Genomic DNA, 15,703 nt, shown 5'->3' on the forward strand with positions numbered 1-15,703 from the left:
GTACGAGTCCATCAACGACTCCATCACACACCACAGGCCCGACAGTCGCGCTGTCGGGCCTGTGGAAAAACCAACCGCAATACGAAAGTACTACTGCGCCGGGCCCTCGATGGCCTCGGACGTCAGCAGACCGGCGTTGATCTCGCGCAGGGCGATCGAGAGCGGCTTCTCGTGGACATGGGTGTCGACGAGCGGACCGACGTACTCGAGGAGGCCCTCGCCGAGCTGCGAATAGTACGCGTTGATCTGGCGGGCACGCTTGGCCGCGTAGATCACGAGGCTGTACTTCGAGTCGGTGGCCTCGAGGAGCTCGTCGATCGGCGGGTTGATGATGCCCTCGGGCGCGGAGATGGAAGAGGACACGCTCTACCTTCCGATGGATGGGAAAAGATCGGTCGTGATCACATCACTCGTGATCACAGGACATCCATCAAGGCTAGCAGCTCGCGAGCCACGTCCTCGACGGAGGTGTTGACCAAGGTCATGTCGAACTCCGGCTCGGCCGCCAGCTCGATCCTGGCTGCGTCGAGACGACGCTCGATCACCTCGGGGGGCTCGGTTCCCCTGCCGGTGAGCCTGCGTACGAGCTCGTCCCAGGAGGGTGGAGCCAGGAACACCAGCCGGCCGTCCGGCATGGTCTCGCGGACCTGCCGGGCACCCTGGAGGTCGATCTCCAGGAGGACCGGCACGCCGTCCTCCAGGTGCTCCAGCACGGCCGCACGCGGCGTGCCGTAGCGGTTGCCGGCGAACTCGGCCCACTCCAGCAGCTCGCCGTTGGCGATCAGCTTGTCCATCTCCTCGTCGGTGACGAAGAAGTAGTGGACTCCGTGCTTCTCGCCGGGGCGGGGCTTGCGGGTCGTCGCCGACACCGAGAGCCAGACCTCGGGGTGTTCCTTGCGCATATGAGCGACGACCGTGCTCTTGCCGACCCCGGAGGGGCCGGAGAGCACGGTCAGCCGCGGACGTACGTCCGGGGGCTCGGGGGTCGTCCCCCGGAATGTTGCAGCCATGCAGCGATTATTCCAGCAATCCCGGAGTGCCCGGGACTCCCGGTCCGGAGTACCCGGACTCAGGAGCCGGTGCTGCCGAACTCACGCTCCAGGGAAGCGATCTGGTTGGAACCGAGGCCGCGCACCCGGCGGCTCTCGGAGATGCCCAGACGCTCCATGATCTGCTTGGCGCGGACCTTGCCCACGCCCGGAAGGGACTCGAGCAGGGCGGAGACCTTCATCTTGCCGATGACGTCGTTTTCCTGGCCCTGCTTGATGACCTCGTGCAGGGAGGCGCCGGAGTGCTTGAGTCGATTCTTGACCTCGGCCCGCTCCCGGCGAGCCGCGGCGGCCTTTTCGAGCGCGGCTGCGCGCTGTTCAGGGGTAAGGGGCGGAAGAGCCACGCCTACGTCACCTCGGATGTCGAACTGTCGGATACGGACCGGTGAGGAACCTAGTCGCCCCACACCTGGGGAGCCACGAGCAACACGCTCGCCCGGTGACTCTCGTCGGAGACTAGCGGGCGAGCGCGCCAGAGTCAGCGAGAACAGCGGAAAAGTCCTGGTCAGCCTCTGCCAGGACGGACATTTAGGACATAATGCCCCGGATTTGAGGATGTATTCAGACTCAAGCGGGCCTCGAAGCACCCGACGACCACTCATCGGAGGACTCGAGCGAGCGCCTCGAACACCTGCGACGACCGTCGCGAAGACCTCATACGGCTCCCACTGCGGCCCTGATCTCCTCCGCGAAGCGCTCCGCGGCCGCGCGCAGCGCCCCGGCGTCGGGACCGTGCCGCAGCACCGCCCGGCTGACGTTCGGCACGACGTTGCACGCGGCGGCTCCGAAGACGCCGGGAAGGTCGGCCGCGGTCGCGCCCTGGGCGCCGATGCCGGGCGCCAGGAGCGGCCCGTTGATGTCCAGGTCGTACGACGACAGGTCGCCGAGAGTGGCGCCGACGACGGCCCCGAAGGAACCCAGGGGCTCCTCCCCCGCGTTCTCGGCGGCGAGGTGCGCCAGCATCGTCGCCCCGATGTTCCGTCCGTCCGCGCGCACCGCGTGCTGCACCTCGCCGCCCTCCGGGTTGGAGGTCAGGGCGAGCACGAACAGGCCGGTCCCGCTCTCCCGGGCGAGCGCGACGGCCGGGGAGAGCGATCCGTAGCCGAGGTAGGGCGAGACGGTGAGCGCGTCCGAGAAGAGCGGGGAGTCCTTGTGCAGGAAGGTCTCGGCGTACGCGGCCATGGTCGAACCGATGTCGCCGCGCTTGGCGTCCATCACGACCAGCGCACCGGCCGCCCGCGCCTGAGCCACCGACTTCTCCAGGACGGCGATGCCGCGCGAGCCGAAGCGCTCGAAGAACGCGCTCTGCGGCTTCAGGACGGCGACCCGGTCGGCCATCGCCTCGACGACCGTGCGGCTGAACCGCTCCAGACCGGCGACGTCGTCGTTCAGGCCCCACTCGGCCAGCAGGGACGCGTGCGGGTCGATGCCGACGCAGAGCGCCCCGCGCTCGTCCATGGCGCGGCGAAGGCGTGCGCCGAAGGGTTCGAGAGAGCTCATGCCGTCTTCCTCACGTCGGCGCCGACCGCGTCGGCGAGGGTGGCGTACGGGCTGGTGCCGAGGCGGGCGGCGAGGCCCTTGTGGATGGCGCGGCCCCAGAAGGGGCCCTCGTAGATGAAGGCGCTGTAGCCCTGGACCAGGGTGGCGCCGGCCAGGATGCGCTGCCAGGCGTCCTCGGCGTTCTCGATGCCGCCGACGCCCACGAGGGTGATGCGGTCGCCCACGCGCGCGTAGAGGCGGCGCAGCACCTCCAGGGAGCGGGATTTCAGGGGTGCGCCGGACAGTCCGCCGGTCTCCTTCACGAGCGAGGGTTCGGATTTCAGACCGAGGCCCTCGCGCGCGATGGTGGTGTTCGTGGCGATGATCCCGTCCAGGCCGAGCTCGACGGCGAGGTCGGCCACAGCGTCGACGTCCTCGTCGGCGAGGTCCGGCGCGATCTTCACGAGCAGCGGGACGCGGCGGGAGGTCACGGTGCGGTCGGCGGCCTCGCGGACGGCGCTCAGCAGCGGCCGCAGCGCCTCCGTGGCCTGCAGGTTGCGCAGGCCGGGAGTGTTCGGGGACGACACGTTCACGACCAGGTAGTCGGCGTACGGCGCCAGCCGCTCGGTCGACTTCACGTAGTCGCCGACGGCCTCCGCCTCCGGGACGACCTTCGTCTTGCCGATGTTCACGCCCACGACGGTCCTGAAAACCGGCTCACGGGACGCCAGACGGGCCGCGACGGCCAGCGAGCCCTCGTTGTTGAAGCCCATGCGGTTGATCAGCGCACGGTCCTTCACGAGCCGGAACAGGCGCTTCTTGGGGTTGCCGGGCTGCGGCTCCCCGGTCACGGTACCGATCTCGACATGGTCGAAGCCGAGCATCGACATGCCGTCGACCGCGACCGCGTTCTTGTCGAAGCCGGCAGCGAGCCCGAAGGGCCCGTGCATGCGCAGCCCGAAGGCCTCCGTGCGCAGCTCCTCGTAGCGCGGTGCGAGGGCGGCAGCGACGAAGGTGCGCAGCACGGGGACGCGGGCGGCGAGGCGGATCCAGCGGAAGGCGAGGTGGTGTGCCTGCTCCGGGTCCATCCGTTTGAAAACCAGACGGAAGAAAAGCTTGTACATGTCGGTGTCCTCTTGAAGTCTCAGGTGACCTCATGAAGAGGGGGACACCGTTTCCGGTGTCCCCCTCAGGGCTGCTAGTCGCGAGCCGCGGTCAGGTGTTCCGCGTGTTCCTGGAGCGAACGGACGCCCACGTCGCCGTGGTTGAGGGCGTCGATGCCCTGGACGGCTGCGGCGAGCGCCTGAACCGTCGTCAGGCATGGGACCGACCGCGCCACGGCCGCCGTACGGATCTCGTAGCCGTCGAGACGGCCGCCGGTGCCGTACGGGGTGTTGACGATGAGGTCGACCTCGCCGTCGTGGATGTGCTGGACGATGGTCTTCTCGCCGTTCGGACCGGTGCCCTCGGACTGCTTGCGCACGACGGTCGCGTTGATGCCGTTGCGCTTGAGGACCTCGGCGGTGCCGGAGGTGGCGAGCAGCTCGAAGCCGTGGGCGACCAGCTCGCGCGCCGGGAAGATCATCGAGCGCTTGTCGCGGTTGGCGACCGAGATGAACGCGCGGCCCTTGGTGGGCAGCGGGCCGTACGCGCCCGCCTGCGACTTGGCGTACGCCGTGCCGAAGACGGAGTCGATGCCCATGACCTCGCCGGTGGAGCGCATCTCCGGGCCGAGGACGGTGTCGACGCCGCGGCCGTGGATGTCGCGGAAGCGCGACCACGGCATGACGGCCTCCTTGACGGAGATCGGCGCGTCGAGCGGGAGCTCGCCGCCGTCGCCGTTGGCCGGAAGCAGCCCCTCCGCGCGCAGCTCGGCGATGGTCGCGCCCAGGGAGATCCGGGCGGCGGCCTTCGCCAGCGGCACCGCGGTCGCCTTCGAGGTGAAGGGGACGGTGCGGGACGCGCGCGGGTTGGCCTCGAGGACGTAGAGGATGTCGCCGGCCATCGCGAACTGGATGTTGATGAGCCCACGGACGCCGACGCCCTTGGCGATGGCCTCGGTCGAGGCCCGCAGCCGCTTGATGTCGAAGCCGCCCAGCGTGATCGGCGGCAGGGCGCACGCCGAGTCGCCGGAGTGGATGCCGGCCTCCTCGATGTGCTCCATGACGCCGCCGAGGTAGAGCTCCTGGCCGTCGTAGAGCGCGTCGACGTCGATCTCGATGGCGTCGTCGAGGAAGCGGTCGACGAGGACCGGGCGGGAGGGGCTGATCTCGGTCGACTCGGCGATGTAGGACGACAGCCGGGTCTCGTCGTAGACGATCTCCATGCCGCGCCCGCCGAGGACGTACGACGGCCGCACCAGGACCGGGTAGCCGATCTCGTCGGCGATGGCCTTGGCCTCGGCGAAGGTGGTGGCCGTGCCGTGCTTGGGGGCCGGCAGGCCCGCCTCGGCGAGCACCCGTCCGAAGGCGCCGCGGTCCTCGGCGGCGTGGATGGCCTCCGGCGAGGTGCCCACGATCGGCACGCCGTTGTCCTTCAGCGCCTGGGAGAGGCCCAGCGGTGTCTGGCCGCCCAGCTGGACGACCACACCGGCCACCGGACCGGCCTGCTTCTCGGCGTGGACGATCTCCAGGACGTCCTCGAGCGTCAGCGGCTCGAAGTACAGGCGGTCGGAGGTGTCGTAGTCCGTGGAGACGGTCTCCGGGTTGCAGTTGACCATCACGGTCTCGTAGCCCGCGTCGCTCAGTGCGAAGGAGGCGTGGACGCAGGAGTAGTCGAACTCGATGCCCTGGCCGATGCGGTTGGGGCCGGAGCCCAGGATGATGACAGCCGGCTTCTCGCGCTGTGCGACCTCCGTCTCCTCGTCGTACGAGGAGTAGAAGTACGGCGTCTTCGCGGCGAACTCTGCGGCGCAGGTGTCGACCGTCTTGTAGACCGGGCGGATGCCCAGGGCGTGCCGGACCTCGCGCACGACGTCCTCGCGCAGTCCGCGGATCTCACCGATCTGCTGGTCCGAGAAGCCGTGCCGCTTGGCCTCGGCCAGCAGCTCGCGGGTCAGCTCGGGCGCCTCGGCGAGCTCGTCGGCGATCTCCTTGATGAGGAAGAGCTGGTCGACGAACCAGGGGTCGATCTTCGTGTACTCGAAGACCTCCTCCTGCGTGGCACCCGCGCGGATGGCCTGCATGACCGTGTTGATACGGCCGTCGGTCGGGCGGACCGCCTCTTCGAGCAGGGCGTGCTTGTCGCCGGGCTCGCCGACGAACGTGAACTGGCTGCCCTTCTTCTCCAGCGAGCGCAGCGCCTTCTGGAAGGCCTCGGTGAAGTTGCGGCCGATGGCCATTGCCTCGCCGACCGACTTCATGGTGGTGGTCAGAGTGGAGTCGGCCTGCGGGAACTTCTCGAAGGCGAAACGCGGGGCCTTCACGACCACGTAGTCGAGCGTCGGCTCGAAGGAGGCCGGGGTCTCCTGCGTGATGTCGTTCGGGATCTCGTCCAGGGTGTAGCCGACGGCCAGCTTGGCCGCGATCTTGGCGATCGGGAAGCCGGTCGCCTTGGAGGCGAGCGCCGAGGACCGCGACACGCGCGGGTTCATCTCGATGACGATCACGCGACCGTCCTCGGGGTTGACCGCGAACTGGATGTTGCAGCCGCCGGTGTCGACGCCGACCTCGCGGATGACCGCGATACCGATGTCACGCAGGATCTGGTACTCGCGGTCGGTCAGCGTCATCGCGGGCGCGACGGTGATCGAGTCGCCGGTGTGCACGCCCATGGGGTCGAAGTTCTCGATGGAGCAGACGACCACGACGTTGTCGTGCTTGTCGCGCATCAGCTCCAGCTCGTACTCCTTCCAGCCGAGGATGGACTCCTCCAGGAGCACCTCGGTGGTCGGGGAGAGCGTGAGGCCCTGGCCTGCGATGCGGCGCAGCTCCTCCTCGTCGTGCGCGAAGCCGGAACCGGCGCCGCCCATGGTGAAGGACGGGCGGACGACGACCGGGTAGCCGCCGAGCGTCTCGACGCCCTTGAGGACGTCGTCCATGGAGTGGCAGATGACCGAGCGGGCGGACTCGCCGTGGCCGATCTTCTGGCGGACGGCCTCGACGACATCCTTGAAGAGGTCGCGGTCCTCGCCCTTGTTGATGGCCTCGACGTTGGCGCCGATCAGCTCGACGCCGTACTTGTCGAGGGTGCCGGCCTCGTGCAGCGAGATGGCCGTGTTGAGGGCCGTCTGGCCGCCCAGGGTGGGCAGGAGCGCGTCGGGGCGCTCCTTGGCGATGATCTTCTCGACGAACTCCGGGGTGATCGGCTCGACGTACGTTGCGTCGGCGATCTCCGGATCGGTCATGATCGTCGCCGGGTTGGAGTTGACGAGGATGACCCGCAGGCCTTCGGCGCGCAGGATGCGGCACGCCTGGGTGCCGGAGTAGTCGAACTCGGCGGCCTGGCCGATGACGATCGGGCCGGAGCCGATGACCAGGACGGACTGGATATCGGTGCGCTTAGGCACGCTGGCCCTCCATCAGTGCTGTGCTCATCAAAGAGGTGAAGCGGTCGAACAGGTAGGCGGCGTCGTGCGGGCCGGCTGCCGCTTCGGGGTGGTACTGGACGCTGAAGGCAGGCTGGTCGAGGAGCTGCAGACCCTCCACCACGTTGTCGTTGAGGCAGACGTGGGAGACCTCGGCGCGGCCGTAGGGGGTGTCGGAGACCTTGTCGAGCGGGGCGTCGACGGCGAAGCCGTGGTTGTGCGCGGTGACCTCGACCTTGCCGGTCGTGCGGTCCTGCACCGGCTGGTTGATGCCGCGGTGGCCGTACTTCAGCTTGTAGGTGCCGAACCCGAGGGCGCGGCCCAGGATCTGGTTGCCGAAGCAGATGCCGAAGAGCGGGGTCCTGCGCTCCAGCACGCCCTGCATGACGGAGACGGGGTGGTCGGCGGTGGCCGGGTCACCGGGACCGTTGGAGAAGAAGACGCCGTCGGGGTTGACGGCGTACACGTCCTCGACGGTTGCCGTGGCGGGCAGCACGTGCACCTCGATGCCGCGCTCGGCCATGCGGTGCGGGGTCATGCCCTTGATGCCGAGGTCGATGGCAGCCACGGTGAACTTCTTCTCACCGATCGCCGGGACGACGTAGGCCTCCTTGGTGGCGACCTCGGCGGAGAGGTCGGCGCCCTTCATCTCGGGGGCCTGGCGGACCTCGGCGAGCATGGTGCCCTCGTCGGGCAGCGCGTTGCCGGAGAAGATGCCGACGCGCATCGCGCCGCGCTCGCGCAGGTGGCGGGTGAGCGCGCGGGTGTCGATGCCGGAGATGCCGACGACGCCCTGGTGGCGCAGTTCGTCGTCGAGCGAGCGACGGGAGCGCCAGTTGGACGGCACGCGCGCGGGGTCGCGCACGACGTATCCGGCGACCCAGATCTGCTTGCTCTCCGGGTCCTCGTCGTTGACGCCGGTGTTGCCGACGTGCGGGGCGGTCATCACGACGACCTGGCGGTGGTACGAGGGGTCGGTCAGGGTCTCCTGGTAGCCGGTCATGCCGGTCGAGAAGACCGCCTCGCCGAAGGTCACCCCCACGGCCCCGTAGGCGCGACCGCGGAACATCCGGCCGTCCTCCAGGACGAGTACGGCGGGAACCTTGGCGGCTCCCCTGGTGGAGGTTGTCATCGTGCGCCTTCCGTCTTGTTGATCATGTGGTTCAGGGTCTCGGCCCACTCGGTGTGCTCGGCCGCACGGTCGGAGCGGAAGCCGGAGTCGATCAGCCGCTCGCCGTGCGCCCAGGTCACCACGAGCAGCCCGCCCTCGGTCAGCACCTTGCCGGCGATGCCCTTGTCGAGCCGGGCCTCGCGCAGCTGCTCCGCCGGGACGAAGAAGTCGGTCGCACCGGGGCGTACGACATCCAGTCCTGCGTCCGTCAGCGTGAGCTCGACCCGGCTGCGGGTGCCGAGGCCGTGCGCCACGATGCGGTCCAGCCACTGCCCGGCGGTGGTGGAGCCGTGATAGCGGCCGCTCATCGTCAGTCTCGCCTCGCCCGGCTCGTCCGGCGCGCTGGGCAGCTCCGGCAGGTCACCCTGGAGCGTGCCGCGCCACTTCCAGCCCTCGCGCATCAGCCAGTAGACGAGCGCGACGAAGAGCGCGAGTCCGACGAGCCAGCCGATGCGTCCGGCCCAGTCGGTGACCACGGCCGACTTCTTCTCGGCGGCCAGATACGTCAGATGCAGTGGTGTCACGTGAGCTTCCCGTCGACGAGCGTGGCCTTGCCCCGGAGCCACGTGTGCGTGACACGGCCCGGCAGCTCACGCCCCTCGTACGGGGTGTTGCGGCTGCGCGAGGCGAAGCCCGCGGGGTCCACGGACCCACGGTATTCCGTGTCGACGAGCGTGAGGTTGGCGGGCTCACCAGCCGAGACGGGACGCCCGTGCCCCGTGGCCTGCCCGATCTGCGCGGGCTTGAAGGACATACGGTCGGCGACCCCGGCCCAGTTGATCAGTCCGGTGTCCACCATGGTCTCCTGCACCACTGACAACGCGGTCTCCAGGCCGACCATCCCCATGGCGGCCGCGGCCCACTCGCAGTCCTTGTCCTCGTGCGGGTGCGGGGCGTGGTCGGTGGCGACGATGTCGATCGTGCCGTCGGCGAGCGCCTCACGCAGGGCGATCACGTCCCGCTCGGTGCGCAGCGGCGGGTTCACCTTGTAGACCGGGTTGTACGTCCGCACCAGCTCGTCGGTGAGGAGCAGGTGGTGCGGGGTGACCTCGGCGGTGACGTCGATGCCGCGGGACTTGGCCCAGCGGACGATCTCGACGGACCCTGCGGTCGACAGGTGGCAGATGTGGACGCGGGAGCCGACGTGCTCGGCGAGCAGGACATCCCGGGCGATGATCGATTCTTCGGCCACCGCGGGCCAGCCGCCGAGCCCCAGCTCGGCGGAGACGATCCCCTCGTTCATCTGGGCGCCCTCGGTCAGCCGCGGCTCCTGCGCGTGCTGGGCGACGACCCCGCCGAAGGCCTTCACGTACTCCAGCGCCCGCCGCATGATCACGGCGTCGTCGACGCACTTGCCGTCGTCGGAGAAGACGGTGACACCGGCGGCCGACTCGTGCATGGCGCCAAGCTCGGCGAGCTTCTTGCCCTCAAGGCCGACGGTGACGGCGCCGATGGGCTGCACATCGCAGTAGCCGTGCTCCTGGCCCAGTCGCCAGACCTGCTCGACGACGCCGGCGGTGTCGGCGACCGGGAAGGTGTTGGCCATGGCGAAGACGGCCGTGTAGCCGCCGCTCGCCGCCGCGCGCGTGCCGGTCAGCACGGTCTCGGAGTCCTCGCGGCCGGGCTCGCGCAGATGGGTGTGCAGGTCGACGAGCCCCGGCAGCAGCACCTTGCCGGCCGCCTCGACGACCTCGGCACCCTCGTCACTCAGACCGACGCCCACCTCGGCGATCGTCGCGCCGTCGATCAGCACGTCCTGCGGCTCGCCGCCGAGCACCTTCGCACCACGGATCAGGATCTTGCTCATGGGTCTTACTTCTCCTCGGTGGTACGGGCGTGGGTGACGGCGGGCTCGTTGCCGCCCAGGAGCAGGTACAGAACGGCCATCCGGATGGAGACTCCGTTTGCGACCTGCTCGACGACGGTGCAGCGCTCCGAGTCGGCGACCTCGGCTGTGATCTCCATGCCGCGGACCATCGGGCCCGGGTGCATCACGATGGCGTGCTCGGGCATCCGCGCCATGCGGTCGCCGTCGAGGCCGTAGCGCCGCGAGTACTCGCGCTCGGTCGGGAAGAACGCGGCGTTCATGCGCTCGCGCTGCACACGCAGCATCATCACCGCGTCGGACTTGGGCAGTACGGCGTCCAGGTCGTACGACACCTCGCAGGGCCAGCGCTCGACGCCGACCGGCACCAGCGTGGGCGGCGCGACGAGGGTGACCTCGGCGCCCAGCGTGTGCAGCAGGTCGACGTTGGAGCGGGCGACCCGGCTGTGCAGCACGTCGCCGACGATCGTGATCCGCTTGCCGGACAGGTCCTGCCCTATCCCGGCGTCCCGGCCGACGAGGCGGCGGCGCATGGTGAACGCGTCGAGCAGGGCCTGGGTGGGGTGCTGGTGGGTGCCGTCGCCGGCGTTGATGACGGCCGCGTCGATCCAGCCGGAGTTGGCGAGGCGGTAGGGCGCACCGGAGGCACCGTGCCGGATGACCACGGCGTCGACGCCCATGGCCTCCAGGGTCTGGGCGGTGTCCTTCAGGGACTCGCCCTTGGAGACGCTCGACCCCTTGGCGGTGAAGTTGATGACGTCCGCGGACAGGCGCTTCTCGGCGGCTTCGAAGGAGATACGCGTGCGCGTGGAGTCCTCGAAGAAGAGGTTTACGACGGTACGGCCGCGCAGGGTCGGCAGTTTCTTGATCGGCCGGTCGGCGACCCGGGCCATCTCCTCGGCGGTGTCGAGGATCAGGACGGCGTCGTCGCGGGTGAGGTCGGCGGCCGAGATGAGATGACGCTGCATCTGTCAGGCTCCGTAAGGCAGTTCAGGAGAATTCGGGCATACGTGCGCGCGGAAGCGCACCCGGGGCTGTACGGCCGAGTGCTACTGCTGCTCGCCCGGGGCGGCCGGCTTCGCACCGAGCAGCACGGTGTCGCGACCGTCCTCCTCGGCGAGCTGGACCTTGACCGTCTCCCGCAGCGACGTGGGGAGGTTCTTGCCGACGTAGTCGGCGCGGATGGGCAGTTCGCGGTGGCCGCGGTCGACGAGGACCGCGAGCTGCACGGCGCGCGGACGTCCGATGTCGTTCAGGGCGTCGAGGGCGGCGCGGATGGTGCGGCCGGAGAACAGCACGTCGTCGACGAGGACGACCAGGCGGCCGTCGATGCCGTCAGCGGGGATCTCGGTACGGGCCAGCGCACGCGGCGGATGCATGCGCAGGTCGTCGCGGTACATGGTGATGTCGAGCGAACCGACCGGGATCTTCCGGTCGGTGATCTCCTCGAGCTTGGCGGCGAGCCGCTGGGCGAGGAAGACCCCTCGGGTCGGAATGCCGAGGAGCACCACGTCGTCGGCGCCCTTGGCGCGCTCGACGATCTCGTGGGCGATGCGGGTCAACACCCGCGCGATGTCGGGGCCCTCGAGAACCGGCCGCGCATCGGACGCCGGAATTCCGGATGTGTCCTGCTTGTCCATACGAAACGGACCCCCTTCTCCGCCTCACGGGACGGACCTTAAAGGACGTCGGATTTGCGCCATCCACGGTAGCAGGCCCCGCCGACGCCCCCGATCACCCCCATGGCGTAATCAGCCACGGCGGTCACGGAAGCGTCGGTGTGGACCATTCGGCTTGACGCAGAAGAGTCACGCTGCGTAACCTCACAGTGAGTTACCAGACGCGCGGCTCGGAACCTCTGCAGCCGCGTCGACACAGTGTCCGGGGAGCTATATGTCCAGCGAATACGCCAAACAGCTCGGGGCCAAGCTCCGGGCCATCCGCACCCAGCAGGGCCTTTCCCTCCACGGTGTCGAGGAGAAGAGTCAGGGACGCTGGAAGGCGGTCGTGGTCGGTTCGTACGAGCGCGGCGACCGTGCCGTGACCGTACAGCGCCTCGCCGAGCTGGCGGATTTCTATGGGGTCCCCGTGCAGGAGCTGCTGCCGGGCACCACTCCTGGCGGCGCCGCCGAGCCGCCGCCGAAGCTGGTCCTGGACCTGGAGCGGCTGGCGACCGTGCCGGCCGAGAAGGCGGGCCCGCTGCAGCGCTATGCGGCGACGATCCAGTCGCAGCGCGGTGACTACAACGGCAAGGTGCTGTCGATCCGCCAGGACGACCTGCGCACACTCGCCGTCATCTACGACCAGTCCCCCTCGGTCCTCACCGAGCAGCTGATCAGCTGGGGCGTGCTGGACGCGGACGCGCGTCGCGCGGTCGCCCACGAAGAGGTCTGACATCGCCTGACCGCTCTGAGCAGAAACGTGCCGCCGGGGTGGCCGGAACTTCACGGTTCCGGCCACCCCGGCGGCTTTCTGCGGCCTTGAGGGGCCGCACCGGTACGGGAACGCCAGGGGGCCCGCAGCAGTCGCGCTGCGGGCCCCCTGGCGATGTCTGCCTCTTACGACCTGGGGTGCAACAGGTCGTTACGCCTCGTCCCGGCGCAGTGAGGGCTTCAGCTCCTTGAGCCGGCCCAGCAGGCCGTTGACGAACGCGGGCGACTCGTCCGTGGAGAACTCCTTCGCCAGCTGCACCATCTCGTCCAGCACGACGGCGTCCGGGATCTCGTCGGCCCAGATCAGCTCGTAGGCACCGAGGCGCAGGACGTTGCGGTCCACCACCGGCATCCGGTCGAGCGTCCAGCCGACCGAGTACTGCGCGATCAGCTCGTCGATGCGCTTCGCGTGCTTCGCGTAGCCCTCGACCAGCTGCATCGTGTACTCGCTCACCGGCGGCTGCCGGGTGTCGTCCCGGGAGAGCCGGATCCAGTCCGCGAGGACCGTCAGGACGTCGGCGCCGCGCTGGTCGCCCTCGAAGAGGATCTGGAAGGCGCGCTTGCGTGCCGTGTTGCGGGCAGCCACGGTTAGCTGTTCACCCGGCCGAGGTAGTCGCTCGTACGGGTGTCGACCTTGATCTTCTCACCGGTGGTGATGAAGAGCGGCACCTGGATCTGGTGGCCGGTCTCCAGCGTGGCGGGCTTGGTGCCGCCGGTGGAGCGGTCACCCTGCAGGCCCGGCTCGGTCTCCTGGACGACGAGCTCGACGGCGGCCGGGAGCTCGACGAAGAGCACCTCGCCCTCGTGCTGCGCGACGGTGGCCGTGAAGCCCTCGATGAGGAAGTTGGCGGCGTCGCCGACAGCCTTGCGGTCGACCATCAGCTGGTCGTAGGTCTCCATGTCCATGAAGACGAAGTACTCGCCGTCCATGTACGAGAACTGCATGTCGCGCTTGTCGACAGTGGCCGTCTCGACCTTGACGCCGGCGTTGAACGTCTTGTCGACGACCTTGCCGGAGAGCACGTTCTTCAGCTTGGTGCGCACGAAGGCCGGGCCCTTGCCGGGCTTGACGTGCTGGAACTCGACGACGGACCAGAGCTGGCCGCCTTCGAGCTTGAGCACCAGGCCGTTCTTGAGGTCGTTCGTGGAAGCCACGGTTGCGGAATCTCCTGGACTGACGTGGACGACCCCGGCGCACGCACCTGCCTAGAGTGCGAGCAGCTCCTTGGTCGTGATGGTGAGTAGCTCGGGTCCGCCGTCCGCCTCGGGGCGGACGACGAGCGTGTCATCGATCCGGACGCCGCCCCGGCCCGGGAGGTGGACCCCCGGTTCGACGGTGACCGGCACGCAAGCGTCCAGTTTACCCATGGCCGCAGGGGCCAGCTGCGGGTCCTCGTCGATTTCGAGCCCCACACCGTGCCCCGTCAGGGCCGGGAGCCCCTCCGTGTACCCCGCGGAATCCAGCACCTGACGTGCGGCGCGGTCCACATCGCGGCAGGCCGCGCCGGGCACCAGCGACTCCCGTCCGGCGCGCTGGGCGGCGAAGACGAGGTCGTACAGCTCGATCTGCCAGTCCGCGGGAGACGTGCCGATGACGAAGGTACGACCGATCTCACAACGGTAGCCACGGTAGGCGGCGCCCAGACAGACGGAGAGGAAGTCGCCCTCCTCGACGCGGCGGTCGGTGGGCCGGTGGGCACGTCTGCCGGCGTTGGGGCCGGTGGCTACGGAGGTCGGGAAGGCGGGACCGTCCGCGCCGTGGTCGACGAGACGGCGCTCCAGCTCGAGTGCGAGATGCCGTTCCGTGCGGCCGACGAGGATGGACTCCAGGAGCTCACCGAGGGCCTGATCGGCGATTTCGGCACCGATGCGGAGGCAGGAGATCTCCTCCTCGTCCTTGACGACCCGCAGCTGCTCCACGGCGCCGCCGAGATCGGTCAGGCGTAGCCGTGGAACGACCGAGCGGATCTCCCGGTGCCGGGCCACGGTGAGGTGGTGTTCCTCCACGGCGAGGGTGTCGGCCCGCTGGCCTTCGGCGAGGTCGGCGGCGGCCACCGCGGGATCGCCGGCGCTGCCGGGCAGGGTCTGCACGCGCAGCGCCTCGTCAGGCCGGCCCTCGGCGGATCGCTCCTCCGGCGGGCCGGGGCAGAGCAGCAGGTCGTCGGTCTTGCCCAGGAGCAGGACGGCGCCCCGCGGGGCGGTGCCCGCGAGGTAGCGGACATTGGCGGGGCGGGAGATCAGCGCGGACTGGCTGCCGCCGGCCTTGCAGCGGTCTCTCAGCCTTGCTCGGCGCAGTGCGTACACCTCTGACATGAGATGAGCGTAGGAGCGGTGGGGGATTTGTGCCGGTTGGGGTGCCGATTGGGGGATGGGGGTGCCGCTTGATGTTGAGTGCCCGTGCGGGTCTGTGGGGGTTGGTCGCGCCCACGCGGCGGAGCCGCACACCGATACAGCCCCGCGCCCTGAATACCGTGCAGTCCCCAGCGGGCAGCAGCCAAGAAGCCGTGCAGTCCGCTGCCTTTACCAGTTCGGAGGGCTGGCGATCGAACGAGCCAGTACGTCGTCCAGGACCCTCGCCGTCTGGGGGACGTCCAGCTGTGAGTTGTCGATGATCGGGAGACCCGAGCCGTACCAGCCCGCCATGCGGCCGTGGATGCGGGCGACCTCCTCGTCGGTGAGGCGGCGGTTGCCGGAGCGTTCCGCGTTGCGTTCCAGGACGATCTCCAGGCCGGGGAGGAGGACGACCGGGAGGAGGCCGGGGCCCACATGGCGCTTCCAGCCGCCGAGGCCGACGACCGGACGGTCGGGGAAGACGGCGTCGTCCAGGATGCAGGAGATGCCGTTGGCCAGGAAGTTCCGGGCGGCGAAGCCGCAGGTGCGGCGGGCCAGGCGGTACTGCGCCTCCGAGTGGTCGTTCCACCCCGACTGCGGGTCGGCGAAGCCGGAGCGGACCCATTCGCGCACGTCGTCGAGGCTGATGTGGGCGGTGGGGACCCGGCGGTGGTCCGCCCAGTACTTGGCGACGCTCGTCTTGCCGGCGCCCGCGGGGCCGATGAGCAGCACCGCGAGGGTAGTGGCGGTGGGATCGGGCGCTGTCGTCGCGGGCGGTGCGCTGGGCATCGCGACGGGGCCGCCGGGGGGCAGCGGGACGTGGCCGGTGGTGTCCGGGGGCGGCGGGGGCGGGGCGTGCTGCGGGGCGGGCGCCTGGGGGTAGCCCGGTGC

The 15,703-nt window shown here is 69.6% G+C and carries 16 protein-coding genes; 1 reads left to right on the forward strand and 15 read right to left on the reverse strand.

Going from position 1 to position 15,703, the window contains the following annotated elements; translation table 11 throughout:
• Window positions 1–90: 90 nt before the first annotated feature.
• The 11 genes from rpoZ to pyrR all read right to left on the reverse strand — a co-directional run bounded on the left by rpoZ (window position 91) and on the right by pyrR (window position 11,689).
• Window positions 91–363, reverse strand: coding sequence for a DNA-directed RNA polymerase subunit omega (gene rpoZ, locus IH68_RS0141730; protein WP_003977348.1), 273 nt, complete (start codon window positions 361–363; stop codon window positions 91–93).
• A gap of 53 nt (window positions 364–416) precedes the next feature.
• The gene (gene gmk / locus IH68_RS0141735; protein ID WP_030946836.1) at window positions 417–1,010 is read right to left on the reverse strand and encodes a guanylate kinase; all 594 of its coding nucleotides are present in this window, start codon (window positions 1,008–1,010) and stop codon (window positions 417–419) included.
• 59 nt (window positions 1,011–1,069) lie between these two features.
• A complete protein-coding gene (locus tag IH68_RS0141740) occupies window positions 1,070–1,393 on the reverse strand; it encodes an integration host factor (protein ID WP_003977346.1) in 324 nt (107 codons plus the stop codon).
• Between the two features lie 310 nt (window positions 1,394–1,703).
• Entirely contained in the window at window positions 1,704–2,549 is an 846-nt protein-coding gene (gene pyrF, locus IH68_RS0141745) for an orotidine-5'-phosphate decarboxylase (RefSeq protein ID WP_030946838.1), read from the reverse strand.
• Window positions 2,546–3,652 (reverse strand): quinone-dependent dihydroorotate dehydrogenase, encoded by a 1,107-nt coding sequence (locus tag IH68_RS0141750; RefSeq protein ID WP_030946842.1) that lies wholly within the window; start codon window positions 3,650–3,652, stop codon window positions 2,546–2,548. The genes pyrF and IH68_RS0141750 overlap by 4 nt, the downstream gene beginning before the upstream one ends.
• Before the next feature lie 74 nt (window positions 3,653–3,726).
• Entirely contained in the window at window positions 3,727–7,035 is a 3,309-nt protein-coding gene (carB, locus tag IH68_RS0141755) for a carbamoyl-phosphate synthase large subunit (RefSeq protein WP_030946844.1), read from the reverse strand.
• The gene (gene carA, locus IH68_RS0141760; RefSeq protein ID WP_030946847.1) at window positions 7,028–8,185 is read right to left on the reverse strand and encodes a glutamine-hydrolyzing carbamoyl-phosphate synthase small subunit; all 1,158 of its coding nucleotides are present in this window, start codon (window positions 8,183–8,185) and stop codon (window positions 7,028–7,030) included. The genes carB and carA overlap by 8 nt, the downstream gene beginning before the upstream one ends.
• Complete coding sequence (locus IH68_RS0141765; protein WP_030946850.1) at window positions 8,182–8,748, reverse strand: hypothetical protein; 567 nt, start codon at window positions 8,746–8,748, stop codon at window positions 8,182–8,184. The genes carA and IH68_RS0141765 overlap by 4 nt, the downstream gene beginning before the upstream one ends.
• On the reverse strand, window positions 8,745–10,031 hold the full coding sequence (locus tag IH68_RS0141770; RefSeq protein WP_030946853.1) for a dihydroorotase: 1,287 nt from the start codon (window positions 10,029–10,031) through the stop codon (window positions 8,745–8,747). Before IH68_RS0141770 ends, IH68_RS0141765 begins: the two co-directional genes overlap by 4 nt.
• Before the next feature lie 5 nt (window positions 10,032–10,036).
• Window positions 10,037–11,017, reverse strand: a complete 981-nt coding sequence (locus IH68_RS0141775; protein ID WP_030946855.1) for an aspartate carbamoyltransferase catalytic subunit — start codon at window positions 11,015–11,017, stop codon at window positions 10,037–10,039.
• Window positions 11,018–11,098: 81 nt separating this feature from the next.
• A complete protein-coding gene (gene pyrR, locus IH68_RS0141780) occupies window positions 11,099–11,689 on the reverse strand; it encodes a bifunctional pyr operon transcriptional regulator/uracil phosphoribosyltransferase PyrR (RefSeq protein WP_030946858.1) in 591 nt (196 codons plus the stop codon).
• 253 nt (window positions 11,690–11,942) lie between these two features.
• Here pyrR and bldD point away from each other — a divergent pair, with 253 nt between their 5' ends.
• On the forward strand, window positions 11,943–12,443 hold the full coding sequence (gene bldD, locus IH68_RS0141785; RefSeq protein ID WP_030946861.1) for a transcriptional regulator BldD: 501 nt from the start codon (window positions 11,943–11,945) through the stop codon (window positions 12,441–12,443).
• Between the two features lie 189 nt (window positions 12,444–12,632).
• Here bldD and nusB read toward each other — a convergent pair whose 3' ends face one another.
• The 4 genes from nusB to IH68_RS0141805 all read right to left on the reverse strand — a co-directional run.
• The gene (nusB, locus tag IH68_RS0141790; RefSeq protein WP_030946863.1) at window positions 12,633–13,067 is read right to left on the reverse strand and encodes a transcription antitermination factor NusB; all 435 of its coding nucleotides are present in this window, start codon (window positions 13,065–13,067) and stop codon (window positions 12,633–12,635) included.
• Window positions 13,068–13,069: 2 nt separating this feature from the next.
• The gene (efp, locus tag IH68_RS0141795; RefSeq protein ID WP_020117452.1) at window positions 13,070–13,636 is read right to left on the reverse strand and encodes an elongation factor P; all 567 of its coding nucleotides are present in this window, start codon (window positions 13,634–13,636) and stop codon (window positions 13,070–13,072) included.
• Window positions 13,637–13,687: 51 nt separating this feature from the next.
• Window positions 13,688–14,794, reverse strand: coding sequence for an aminopeptidase P family protein (locus tag IH68_RS0141800; RefSeq protein ID WP_030946866.1), 1,107 nt, complete (start codon window positions 14,792–14,794; stop codon window positions 13,688–13,690).
• Between the two features lie 207 nt (window positions 14,795–15,001).
• Window positions 15,002–15,703 (reverse strand): AAA family ATPase (locus IH68_RS0141805; protein ID WP_051833981.1); only part of this gene is annotated, 702 nt, incomplete at its 5' end.

The sequence above is a fragment of the Streptomyces sp. NRRL S-646 genome (genome assembly GCF_000720765.1).
Lineage (GTDB): Bacteria > Actinomycetota > Actinomycetes > Streptomycetales > Streptomycetaceae > Streptomyces.